At 61.1% G+C, this 12,054-nt stretch carries 8 protein-coding genes; 7 read left to right on the top strand and 1 reads right to left on the bottom strand.

Translation table 11 applies throughout. From position 1 onward, the window contains the following. Positions 1-3: 3 nt before the first annotated feature. From AC3IR3_RS03535 to AC3IR3_RS03550, 4 genes are all read left to right on the top strand, one after another. Positions 4-1,167 (top strand): acyltransferase family protein, encoded by a 1,164-nt coding sequence (locus tag AC3IR3_RS03535; RefSeq protein ID WP_489195647.1) that lies wholly within the window; start codon positions 4-6, stop codon positions 1,165-1,167. Between the two features lie 982 nt (positions 1,168-2,149). Continuing rightward, complete coding sequence (locus tag AC3IR3_RS03540) at positions 2,150-4,543, top strand: TonB-dependent receptor plug domain-containing protein (RefSeq protein ID WP_489195648.1); 2,394 nt, start codon at positions 2,150-2,152, stop codon at positions 4,541-4,543. Positions 4,544-4,583: 40 nt separating this feature from the next. Beyond that, positions 4,584-6,851, top strand: coding sequence for a transferrin receptor-like dimerization domain-containing protein (locus AC3IR3_RS03545; protein WP_489195649.1), 2,268 nt, complete (start codon positions 4,584-4,586; stop codon positions 6,849-6,851). A 183-nt stretch (positions 6,852-7,034) separates the two neighbouring features. Then, entirely contained in the window at positions 7,035-7,853 is an 819-nt protein-coding gene (locus AC3IR3_RS03550; RefSeq protein WP_489195650.1) for a shikimate 5-dehydrogenase, read from the top strand. A 464-nt stretch (positions 7,854-8,317) separates the two neighbouring features. On the opposite strand, the gene AC3IR3_RS03555 is transcribed toward AC3IR3_RS03550, so the two are convergent. Beyond that, positions 8,318-8,740, bottom strand: coding sequence for a helix-turn-helix domain-containing protein (locus AC3IR3_RS03555; protein ID WP_489195651.1), 423 nt, complete (start codon positions 8,738-8,740; stop codon positions 8,318-8,320). Between the two features lie 602 nt (positions 8,741-9,342). Between AC3IR3_RS03555 and tssB the strand changes: the two genes are divergently transcribed. The 3 genes from tssB to AC3IR3_RS03570 all read left to right on the top strand — a co-directional run bounded on the left by tssB (position 9,343) and on the right by AC3IR3_RS03570 (position 11,947). Beyond that, complete coding sequence (gene tssB, locus AC3IR3_RS03560) at positions 9,343-9,858, top strand: type VI secretion system contractile sheath small subunit (RefSeq protein ID WP_489195652.1); 516 nt, start codon at positions 9,343-9,345, stop codon at positions 9,856-9,858. A gap of 5 nt (positions 9,859-9,863) precedes the next feature. Further along, positions 9,864-11,357 carry a type VI secretion system contractile sheath large subunit gene (gene tssC / locus AC3IR3_RS03565; protein ID WP_489195653.1) on the top strand — a complete coding sequence of 498 codons (1,494 nt, stop codon included), beginning with the start codon at positions 9,864-9,866 and terminating at the stop codon, positions 11,355-11,357. A gap of 86 nt (positions 11,358-11,443) precedes the next feature. Next, entirely contained in the window at positions 11,444-11,947 is a 504-nt protein-coding gene (locus AC3IR3_RS03570) for an Hcp family type VI secretion system effector (protein WP_132142087.1), read from the top strand. Positions 11,948-12,054: the final 107 nt, after the last annotated feature.

A 12,054-nucleotide genomic window follows, 5' to 3' on the forward strand; every position in this document is an offset into this window, starting at 1 on the left:
CGCATGCTGGAGTCGGGAAGGGGCGCGACGCGCTCGCGAAATGCCGGTATCGACGCGCTGCGCGGTGCGAGCATTCTGTTCGTCGTGATGCATCATCTCGGCCTGCGACTTCCGTTGCACAAGACCGATCTGGCGGCCTGGTTGCCCACGCCGCTCCTCAAGGGACTGATCTACAACGGTTACGAAGCGGTGTTCGTGTTCTTCGTGATCTCGGGTTTTCTGATCGCACGGCACACGCTGGATAGAAGCGGCAGTTTCGCCGCCATCGACATGCGCGACTTCTATGCCCGGCGCGTCGCACGCATCGTTCCCTGTCTGCTTGTTCTGGTGGCTGTCCTTTCGATCTTCCATCTCGCGGGCGTGGACAACTACGTCATCCAGCGCGAAGGGCAATCGTTGGGCGGCGCGATCGCCTCGGCGTTTACGTTTACGCTCAATGTCTATGAGGGACGCACGGGCTACCTGCCAGGCGGTTGGGACGTGCTGTGGTCGCTGTCCGTCGAGGAAGTGTTCTACCTCGCGTTCCCGCTGGTATGCCTGACACTGGGACGAACGCGCGCTTTCGTTCTTGCACTCGCGGTACTTGCACTGGCACTACCGTGGCTGCACGCGATGAACGCAGACAACGAGATCTGGCAGGAGAAGGCATACCTGCCCGGTATGGCCGCTATTGCGACCGGCATTCTCACCGCCATGCTGAGCATGCGCTGGCAACCCGGCACGATGGCTCGCCGCGTTCTCGTCGTTGTCGGCGCGCTGGGATTCCTGACGATCATGTTCTCCGGTGGCTGGCTCTGGCGAACCATCCACGATAGCTACATGCTGGTGCTGACGTTATCGGCAGGCTGCCTGATCCTCGCGGCCCACGCCATGCCGGAAGGCTCGAAAGTCCCGCGAGCCTTCGCGTGGCTGGCGGCACCCGGACGCTGGAGTTACGAGATCTACCTGACCCATATGTTCGTGGTCTTCGGTGTCGTTGCCGTGGCGAAGAGCACGGGTTTTGGCATGCCGTTGGCGTGGCTCTGGTATTTCCCGACGCTGGCGATTGCATTTGCGCTCGGCGCTATCGTCGAGCGCTATTTCTCGGAACCGGCGCGCAAGCGGGTGCTTATTCTCATAAAGCGTTCGATCGCTGCGCGCGGGGCTGCGACTGAGTCGGCGGGTTAGTTTGGCTCGGCTTCGCCATCGCGTTCGCGCTGGGACGTTTCGGGGAGAGCCGTCGGCCACCGCCTTCGACGCTCCGGCTTCACCGTCGCTCGGGAAGGGATAGCCGCTGCGCGGCTGGTGTTTTAATGGCTGCGCCCCGTCGCGCCCGCGCGGCGGGCGGGGGTTTTCGATTCGGCTCCTGCCTCAGCGAAAACGGCGGACCGTCCTGGTCCGCCCCCTTCGGGCCTTTTCCGCCCGCCGCGCTCGGTTCCGCAAGTCGCGTCGAGGGCGGTGGCCGACGGCTCTTCCGGGTGTTGCGGTGACGTGGAGGAAAGCAGCGCGTGACGCATGACCGGTGGTGACCGTATCTGGTCCGGTCCCATCACCTGCTCGGCGCGCGCTCTCCTCGCAACAAACCGCAGTCGCCGGTGCCGTGGCCGGGTTGGCCCTTGGGGCCGCCTTAGCCGAGGGCCGCGATACCCCACTGACGGAGCGAAAGCGGCGCTACGGCCCGCTCCCGCAGGGACGGCGCCGAAGGCCCCAAGGGCCAACCCGGTCGCGGCTTCCCCGAGGCACGAGCGTGAGCCGGCCATGCCGCTGATAACACGAGCGGCCGAACGACTGTCCTCAACCAAAGAGCGGCCAGGCGCGTCAGTTCGTCCCCGGTAATACGTGAAGAGCCATAAGTAACGGAACCGACGAGTTACGGCGGTCTGCCACGGGCAAGCGGTCGTATGGACGTCCATCCGCTCTTTACACGAATTTCATATATCCCTATAGTCGCCCCGTGAACATTCATTTTCCGCGTACCGCAAACCTTGCCGCCGACTGTTGTCGTGGCCTGTTTGCGCGCGGAATAAGTGTGGAGAAGACGGTCTGCTGACCGTTGGCCCTATAGGCCTTTCCCGCTTACCAAACCCGCGCCGGCCAGTCCGACGCGGGTTTTTTTATGGACATGGCTGGCGCATCCATTACCGATAGCTATCGGCTTCAGGAGTTCAGGATGCACCATGCAATTCGCCCGGTCCCGCGTGTTTTGGCGCTGGGCATCGCTTCCGCGCTTGGGTTGAGCCAGCCTCTGCTGGCGCAGGAAGTCCCCGCAAAAGACCCCGCAAAACTGGACGCCGTGATCGTTACCGGCACGCGAAGCACCGACCGCACGGTCAGCAGCTCGCTGCAGCCGGTGGATGTGATCTCGTCGGATCAGCTGCAGAGCTCGGGCAGCAATCAGCTGGGTGCGGCGCTGGCCCGACTTGTTCCATCGATCAGTTTTCCGCAGCCCACCACCATCAGCGGTGCCGAGGTGGTGCGTCCGGTGACGTTGCGCGGGCTCAGTCCCGATCAGGTTCTGGTCCTTATCGACGGCAAGCGCCAGCACGCCGGCTCGTTCCTCAATCTGGGCGGTGCGATAGGTCGCGGTTCCAATCCGGTGGATATCAACGCGATACCGATCTCGGCGGTCGAACGCATCGAGGTGCTGCGCGATGGCGCATCGGCGCGCTATGGCTCGGATGCCATCGGCGGCGTCATCAACGTGATCCTGAAGAAGGGTGGCGAGGGTGGCAGCGTCAGCGCTCAGTACGGCGGTTACAGCAAGGGCGATGGCAAGCAGCGGCAGCTTTCGGGCGACGCCGGATTCAAGCTGGGAGACAAGGGTTTCGTGCATGTCTCGGGGGAATTCGCCAACGACGATGACACCAATCGTGCCGGTCGCGATCTTGGTGCGTCGGCGGTGGGCAGTACCTATGGACAGAAGGTGTATCGCCTGGGCGACCCGGCCGTGAAGTCGACCAAGCTCGGTGTGAACGCGGAGTACGACTTCAGCAAGGCCGTGGAGGTTTACGGCTTCGCGCTGTATCGGCGCGACCGTGCCGAAAGCGCGTTGCTATACCGTCATCGCAACGATTCGACCAACGTACGATCCATCTATCCCAATGGCTATCTGCCGCTGGCGACGCCCATTGTCGACGACCTGTCGGTGGTGGGTGGCGTGCGCGGTGAAGTGGGCGACGGATGGCATTACGACTTCTCGCTTAACTATGGCAAGAATCGTTACCGATCGCGCTTCGATCAGATCAATGCGGACTGGTATCGCACATATGGATACACGCCATTCTCTATCGTCGGTGCGACATATAAGAGCTCGCAGGACGTCGTCAATCTGGATCTGAGCAAGGAATTCCGCCCCGGCTGGCTGCCCAATCCGGTGTCGGTCGCGTTCGGTGCCGAGTATCTGCGGCAGACCTATCAGGTGACACCGGGCGATGTGTATTCGCAGTACGGTTCGAACGGCGGTATCACCGGCAATAGCTCCGGTCGCTGGCAGCGTCACGACGTGTCCGAATACATCGATCTGGAAACCAATCTTACCGATCGCTTCGCCGTATCGCTGGCGGGTCGGCACGAGGATTACAGCGACTTCGGCAAGACGACTTCCGGATCGCTGTCCGGCCGTTTCGATTTCACGCCACGGGTGGCCGTACGCGGTACGGTTTCCACCGGCTTCCGCGCACCGACCCTGGTGCAGCAGCACTACGCCGATGTGTCCAGCCAGCTTCAGGACCTTGGCCATGGTCAGGTGTTGGTCCAGTCGGGCACCTTCCCGGTCGACGCGCCAGTGGCGCAACTGCTAGGCGCGGAAAAGCTCAAACCCGAGAAGTCGCGAAGCGCGACCGTGGGCGTGGTGCTCAATCCGATCGATGCGTGGCAGCTCAGCGTGGATGCTTATTGGATCAAGATCACCAATCGCATCAACCTGTCCTCGAATATTCCGGTGAATACGCCAAAGGTGGCAAGCTATCTCGCCGGTAACGGTATTGATGCCAACTATCAGTCGCTTCGTTACTTCACCAATGCGGTGGATACGCGCACGCGCGGTGTCGATGTGGTCAGCCAGTATGGTTTCGATTTCAGTAACGGCGATCGGTTGAACACCACGCTGAGCTGGTCCTATAACCAGAACAAGGTGCTTTCGGTAAAGCCCAATCCGGCGATCCTCGATCAGCTTGGCGTGGCCGTGCAGCGTGTGGAGCGTCGCGAGCGACTGGGTTTGCTGGGCGATACCAATCCGCGTACCAAGCTCGATCTGGGGCTGGACTATCTGCACCAGCGGTGGGCAGCGCATGCGAACGTCAATGGTTACGGCAGCTATACCGTGTACAGCAATAGCGGGCCGCAACTCGACCAGACCTTCGCGTCGCGCTGGACGCTCGATCTTTCGGTGGACTATCGCCTCGATCGATGGACTTTCACGGTGGGCGGCGACAACGTCACCAATGCGCATCCTCAGCAGGTGATCTACGCCAACTCCACGAACGGCAACTTCCTGTATAGCTTGTTCTCGCCGATGAGCTGGAACGGTGCCTATTACTACGGTCGTGTCACTTACAAGTTCTGATCGCTGCGCACCCGCATCGAGCTATCGAGGTCAAGAAACAATGATTCGTTCTTTCCATTCATCGAGGTCGATTGCCGCGACAGCGGTTCTCCTGCTGACGGCGATAGCAGCCTGGGCTCAGGAGTCCACGCCCGTTCCGCCGCCTTACGGATTCATCGGTGCGCACGGCGAGCAGCAGCGAGTAATGGAACGTCGCGTGGATGCAGGTATCGATAGCGCCGACCTCGACGGATGGTTGAAGCGGCTTACGTCGGCGCCCAATCACATCGGCTCGATGCACAACAAGGAGAATGCCGATTACATAGCCTCTCAGTTTCGTCAGTTCGGCTGGGACGCGCGTGTCGAGACGTTCCGGGTGCTTGTCGCTTATCCGGATCGGCAAACGTTCGAACTGCTGGGAGAGCATCCTTATGCGGCGGACTTCACCGAGCCCCCCGTCGAAGGCGACCCCGATACGGCACAACGCAAGGATGTCTTGCCGGGCATGGAAGCGTATAGCGCCGATGGCGACGTAAGCGCGCCGCTGATTTACGTCAACCAGGGATTGACGGCCGACTACGACGAACTGGCGAGGACGGGTCTCGACGTCAAAGGCAAGATCGTACTGGTGCGTTCCAGCGGTGCCGGTCGCTGGGTGAAACCGCGTCTGGCGGAGAAACACGGCGCTGTCGGCATCGTGATCTTTTCCGATCCGGGTGAAGACGGCTACATCAAAGGCGATGTCTATCCGCAAGGCGCGTGGCGTACGCCACGTACTATCCAGCGCGGCACGCTTGGCATCGACGACACGCTCGATGCCCGCGCCGGCGCGCGGATTCGGGCGCAGAAGAAATTGCCCGGCCAGTCCATTCCTGTAGTAACCATTGGCTATGGCGACGCTGAAGTCTTCCTCCGGGCGCTGGGCGGTCCAGAGGTGCCGGCGCGCTGGCAGGGCGGCTTGCCCTTCGCGTACCACATCGGTGGCAGTGGGGCTCGGGCGCACCTGGCGGTGACATCGGACTGGCATTGGGAAACGCTGTACAACGTCATCGCCACCCTGCGTGGCAGCGACGAGCCGGATCAGTGGGTACTGCGCGGGGTGCATCACGATGCGTGGGTATTCGGTGCATGGGATCCCCTGGCCGGTACGACCGCCATGCTTGCCGAAGCGAAAGCCATCGGCGAGCTGTATCGGCAGGGCGTGAAACCGCGGCGAACACTGGTCTTCGCCAGCTGGGACGGTGAAGAACTCGGCATCCTCGGTTCGCGTGCGTGGACCGATAAACATGCCGACGAGCTACGTCGCAAAGCCGTGTTCTATCTCAATAACGACACCACGAGCCGCGGATTCCTCAGTGCCGCAGGTGCTCCGGCACTGGCGCGATTGATCGGCGGTGTCGCCGCCGACGTGCGCGATCCGGAAACGGGAGCGAGTGTCGAAGAGCGTCTGCGTGCGAAGCTCGCCGTGGCGGCAGGCGAGGGGAAAGGTCCCGATCCGGCGAACGACTTGCCGCTGTCTCCGCTCGGTACAGGATCGGACTTCGTCGCCTTCACGCACCACCTTGGCATTCCATCGTTGCACGTACGCTACGGTTACGACCGCGACGGGGATGAGCAAAGCGTACCGATCTATCACTCGCTGTACGACAGCTACGCCCATTATCAGCGTTTCGGCGATCCGGGCCTGAAGTACATCGGTGCACTGGCGAAGACGGATGCACGGGTCGTGCTGCGCGTCGCCAATGCCGATCTCCTGCCCTGGCGTTATACCGATCAGGCGAATGCGCTCGGCAAGGATATCGATGCGTTGCAGGCATATAACCGAAAACTCGGCGAACAGGCGCGTAAGCACAATGCCTTGCTGGATAGTCACGCGTATGCGCTGGCGGCGGTGAGCTGGCGCGGACAGGCAGGGCCCGGGCGTCTGGAAGACGATGTTCCCGCTATCGACCTGGACGCATTGCGCGATGCGCAACGTCGCTTCGCCGATAGCGCGCAGGTATACGATCGCGCTTATGCAAGCTACGAAAAAGCCGGCGCGTTGGCTGGAACAAAAGCTTTGCGTCGAACCAACGATGCCTTGCGCCAGGTAGAGCCCGCGCTGCTCGGCGAAGGGCTGTCCGGCCGTCCCTGGTATCGCCATCTTCTGGCGGCGCCCAGTATTAAAGAAGGTTATGAGGTATCGACGTTACCCGCGATTCGCGATGCGATCGACCAGCGCAAGTGGAACGATGCACGTGCCGCGGTAACCCGTACGGCACAGGCGGTGGACGAAGCATCGCGCAGGTTGGCCGCTGCCACCGATGCTTTGCGGCCTGACACGAGGTGAACTTAAGTCAGGCGCAAGCAGGCAGCGCACCGGGCATGGTCGGTGCGCTGCCTTGCGGTGACGTTGAAAGCGGGTTTCCTTGATGGCATCCTGACAGGCTTTCCGGCCTTTCACGAGGCGCCGGGTATCGCGCGTCACGCTTGGTTGCCGGCCTGCACAGAGGCTTGTCACAGGAAAGAATAAATGTCGAAAAGCATCAACCGCGATACCAAGCTATGCATGTCGCTATCCGGGCGTCCGGGCAATTTCGGTACGCGCTTCCATAATTTCCTGTACGACGCGCTGGACCTGGATTACGTCTACAAGGCATTCACCACCAAGGATCTGCCAGCGGCGATCGGCGGCGTACGGGCGCTGGGTATTCGTGGCTGCGCGGTCTCAATGCCATTCAAGGAAGCATGCATTCCGCTGCTGGACGAGATCGCCGCGTCGGCGGCGGCCATCGAGTCGGTCAATACCATCGTTAACGACGACGGAGTCTTGCGCGCATACAACACCGATTACATAGCGGTCGCCAAACTGATAGAGCGGCACCGCGTATTGCCGGACACGGTCCTTGCGCTGCGCGGCAGCGGCGGCATGGCCAACGCGGTCGCCTGCGCGTTGCGCGACGCTGGCTTCAGGCAGGGCACCATCATTGCGCGAAACGAAGTGGCCGGTCGCAAGCTGGCCGACACGTGCGGTTACGCCTGGGCACCCGATACGCAGAATGTGCAGGCGCATCTGTTGATCAACGTCACGCCCATCGGCATGGAGGGCGGTCCCGACGCCGAGCGCCTGGCTTTCAGTGTCGAGCAGGTGGAACAAGCAACGCTCGTGTTCGACGTCGTCGCGCTGCCAGCCGAAACGCCGCTGATCAAACTGGCGCGATCGAAAGGCAAGGCCGTGATTACCGGCGCCGAGGTGATCGCGTTGCAGGCCGTGGAGCAGTTCGTGCTATACACCGGCGTGCGACCCGACGATGAATTGATCGCGCGTGCGGCGGCGCATGCTGGCGGCTGAATAACCGACGAGTAGACATGGTGCCTAAGCGAGGCCCCCCAATTATGAGTTCCTGCTCTGAATCCAGGGGAGTCTGACGTGATAGGAATTCTAATTATTTTTTCTCGGTGTTGTTAACGTCTGGTACCTGGTCGAAGGCTATCGCCTCCTGGCCCGGCTTGCTGAGGCCGGCAAGGCCATAGGGGGTAAGAAGGTGGAAGGCAGCGTGTTTTCCAATTCGGACAGAACGCTTCTAATGAAGCTCTATTTTGGCGGGGCCAAAATAGAGCCAGATGCCTCAGGGGAGAGAACGACCGTTGTTCGGGTGCGTTGCTTGCTCGCAGCGTCCGCCATTTTGACGTGTGGGATTGCGTATATGGTGCTGAGCAATCCGGTTAGCTAGAAAGATAGGCAAAAAACCTCCGCATCGCAGCATGCGTGCGATGGACCGGCTTGACGAGTTGCCTAAGACCCCTCCGGACCGCCTATGCGAAATCCAGAACGCACTCGTATCCGTCTTCGCGGTGTCGACAACGTTCCCGCCACTGCGCTGGCGAAATGCCGAAGCGTGCCCGGAAGGAGCGCTGGAATTGCCGTTCCGATGCAAAGCCCAGTTCGTACAGTAGCCAGGTGAGATTGCAGGAAGGGTGTTGCCGCAGGTGGTTATAGGCGACGGTCAGTCGCAAGTCGCGAATGTAGCGGGTGATGCCGCCGACTTCGTCGAACAGCCGGTAGAGGGTGGCGCGGGATAAGCCGAACACTGCCTGGATCGATGCCGCGTCTAGTTCGCTGTCATCGAGGTTCTTTTCGATGTAGCTCTTGATGCGCCGATAGCGCGGATCGATGGCGGGCATGAAGACGGATAACGATATCGCATCGTCGCCGGTCATCGGACATGATAGGGCCACGCCTGCTCCCACAGACGGAAAAGTAAGGTTCGATCCGCGTGATGTGAATGAGTGGGAGACAGGCGCGTTCAACGGCAGGATTCCTCTGGCTTGATGGATGAGTTGGCGTGCGTTGCCCCCTGGGCCACAGCACCTGCCTATCCATGTATGCGCACAACGGCGGCGAATCCCGCCATGGCAAATGACGGCCCGCGACCGTAAAAACGGTCGGAGAAGCACTTTTGCCGAATTTGCAGAGAACTAATGCGCCGTCCGTTCCGGCAGATTCGCGTTCGTGCCGGGACGGACGATGGACGTCGTGGACAGGAGAGGTGTCATGTTCTTGCGCGTCGGTGCAAGCCTCTCGTTGAGAGGGCGAGATGGCGCGAGGTTTCCCGTCGATCCAATGCCTCCCACGACATCGGTTGTTCGGTTGAGACGAAATGACGGGTAAGTCGTGCGCGAGCGACCCTAGACTTGAAAACGAAAAAACGGCGGGGTCCAGGCAGGGTCTTTTCGCTTGATTGACGTCATCGTAAAGACGGCTATACGGCCGTCGCGTAAGCATGCGCGTGCCGTCAGGCTCGCCACGAAAACTGCGGAAGTTCGACGGGAGACTTCAAATGGCAACCCAGAGTAGTCAAAAGTTCATCGCCCGCAACCGGGCGCCGCGCGTGCAGATCGAGTATGACGTCGAGGTCTACGGCGCACAGAAGAAGGTACAGATTCCTTTCGTGATGGGCGTGATGTCCGACCTTTCCGGTGCCAATGCCGGTGAGCTTCCTTCGCTGGAAGAGCGCAAGGCACTGGAGGTCGATGTCGACAATTTCGACAACCGCCTGCAGGCGATGAAGCCGCGCGTCTCCTTCGCCGTACCGAACACCTTGACGGGCGAAGGTAGCCTCAACGTGGACATTACGTTCGAGAGTATGGACGACTTTTCGCCCGCGGCCCTGGCGCGCAAGGTGGAGCCGCTGGCCAGATTGCTCGAGGCGCGCACCCAGCTCGCCAATCTCGATACCTATATGGATGGCAAGGCCGGTGCCGAGAGCCTGATCGCGCAAGCAATCCGCGATCCGGCCCTGCTGCAGTCGCTGACATCGGCGCCGAAGCCTGACGACGGCAAGAACGGGGAGTGACGGACATGGCAACCGAAAAACTGGCGGTAGCCGGCGCCGAGGCTCAGACCCTCGACGCGGGCGATTTCGCGACGCTGTTGAACAAAGAGTTCAAGCCCAAGAGCGAGCGCGCGAAAGAAGAAGTGGAATCGGCCGTACGCACGCTCGCCGAGCAGGTGCTGAGCCGCGCCGACGTAGTCACCGAAGATGTCTCGCAAACGATCAAGGCTTATATCGCCGAGATCGATCGCAAACTCAGCGAGCAGCTCAACCAGATCATGCATCAGGCGGACTTCCAGCAACTGGAAAGCGCCTGGCGTGGTCTGCACTATCTGGTGAACAATACAGAGACGGATCAGCAGTTGAAGATCCGCGTGCTCAACATATCCAAGAAAGATCTCGGCAAGGTGCTCAAGCGTTACAAGGGCACCGCCTGGGATCAGAGCCCCATCTTCAAGAAGGTTTACGAGGAAGAGTATGGCCAGCTTGGCGGCGAGCCGTACGGTTGCCTGGTCGGCGACTACTACTTCGACCAGAGTCCGCCCGATGTCGAGCTGTTGAACGGCATTGCCCAGGTGGCCGCGGCAGCGCATGCGCCGTTTATCGCGGCGGCTGCGCCCCGGCTGATGGGCATGGATAGCTGGACCGAACTGGCCAATCCGCGCGACCTCGCCAAGATATTCTCGACGCCCGATTACGCCGCGTGGCGCTCGCTGCGCGAGTCGGAAGACTCCAAATACATCGGTCTGGCGATGCCGCGCACATTGTCGCGGTTGCCTTACGGCGCCACGACCAACCCGGTGGAAGAGTTCGATTTCGAAGAAAACACCACCGGCGCCGATTCGTCGAAATACACCTGGCAGAACGCAGCCTACGCCATGGCGGTGAACATCAATCGATCGTTCAAGGCTTATGGCTGGTGCTCGCGTATTCGCGGCATCGAGTCCGGCGGTGCCGTGGAAGGTCTGCCCACGCATACCTTCCCGACTGACGACGGCGGCGTGGACATGAAGTGCCCCACCGAAGTCGCCATCACCGACCGTCGTTCGGCCGAGCTGGACAGGATGGGCCTGATGCCTCTGGTGCATCGGAAGAATTCGGACATGGCGGCTTTTATCAGCGCACAGTCGCTGAACAAGCCCGATGAGTACGACGACCCCGACGCCACCGCAAACGCCGCGCTTGGCGCACGTCTGCCCTACATGTTCGCTTGCTGCCGCTTCGCGCATTACCTCAAGTGCATCGTGCGCGACAAGATCGGTTCGTTCAGCGACCGCGAGCAGATGCAAAGCTGGCTGACGCGCTGGGTCACTAACTATGTCGACGGCGACCCGTCCAACTCCAGCGAAGATACCAAGGCACGCAAGCCTCTGGCGGCGGCGGAAGTCGTGGTCGAGGAAGTGGAGGGCGCACCGGGTTACTACTCGTCGAAGTTCTTCCTCAAGCCGCACTACCAGCTCGAAGGATTGACCGTGTCGTTGCGGCTGGTATCGCGTCTGCCATCCGCAGCCAAGGCCTGACCGAAACATATCGCAGAAGACACCGCCGGCCGGCATCACGGTCGGCGGTTATAGCCAACTAACGTTTGCACCAGAGGAGCGGTTTCATGGCATTCGACATGCACATCAAGTTCGGGACCGGCAAGGTCAAGATCGAAGGCGCGTCCAATCACAAGAAGCACAAGGGCGAAGTGCCGATCCTGGCCTGGTCGTGGGGCACCAGCAACTCCGGCGATCTGCATAGTGGCGCCGGCTCCGCCAGTGGCGGCAAGGCGCACGTGCAGGACATATCGATCACCAAGTACGTGGACGGCTGCTCCAACGCATTGATCGATGCGTGCTGCACCGGTGGCCGCGTCGATGACGCGTGGCTCTACGTCACCAATGCGACGGGCGAGCAGAGCGACTTCCTCACCATTGAATTGAGTGAAGGTGTGCTGGTGACCTCGGTATCCACCGGCGGTTCCGGCGGAGAAGACCGGTTGACCGAGAACATCACGCTGCACTTCGGCAAGTTCAAATACAGCTTCCAGCCGCAGGACGACAAGGGCACGGCGAAGGGCGGCGCGAAGGAATTCACGTACGACATTCAGGGCGTCGCGAAGATCTGATCGGCTGCGACATAAACGAGGCGGGACATTCGTCCCGCCCCCTCGATTCCATTACTGCCACCGGGCCGCGGAACGTGTTCGACGGCGCGTGAACAGCCGGAGCGCAT

It is taken from the genome of Luteibacter sp. GL_149, assembly GCF_057834065.1.

Excerpts from the sequence above, each read along its gene's own strand:
- AC3IR3_RS03570 (WP_132142087.1), top strand. The coding sequence starts at position 11,444 with ATGGCATTCGACATGCACATCAAGTTCGGGACCGGCAAGGTCAAGATC.
- AC3IR3_RS03545 (WP_489195649.1), top strand. The coding sequence starts at position 4,584 with ATGATTCGTTCTTTCCATTCATCGAGGTCGATTGCCGCGACAGCGGTT.
- tssC (WP_489195653.1), top strand. The coding sequence starts at position 9,864 with ATGGCAACCGAAAAACTGGCGGTAGCCGGCGCCGAGGCTCAGACCCTC.
- AC3IR3_RS03535 (WP_489195647.1), top strand. The coding sequence starts at position 4 with ATGCTGGAGTCGGGAAGGGGCGCGACGCGCTCGCGAAATGCCGGTATC.
- tssB (WP_489195652.1), top strand. The coding sequence starts at position 9,343 with ATGGCAACCCAGAGTAGTCAAAAGTTCATCGCCCGCAACCGGGCGCCG.
- AC3IR3_RS03550 (WP_489195650.1), top strand. The coding sequence starts at position 7,035 with ATGTCGAAAAGCATCAACCGCGATACCAAGCTATGCATGTCGCTATCC.
- AC3IR3_RS03540 (WP_489195648.1), top strand. The coding sequence starts at position 2,150 with ATGCACCATGCAATTCGCCCGGTCCCGCGTGTTTTGGCGCTGGGCATC.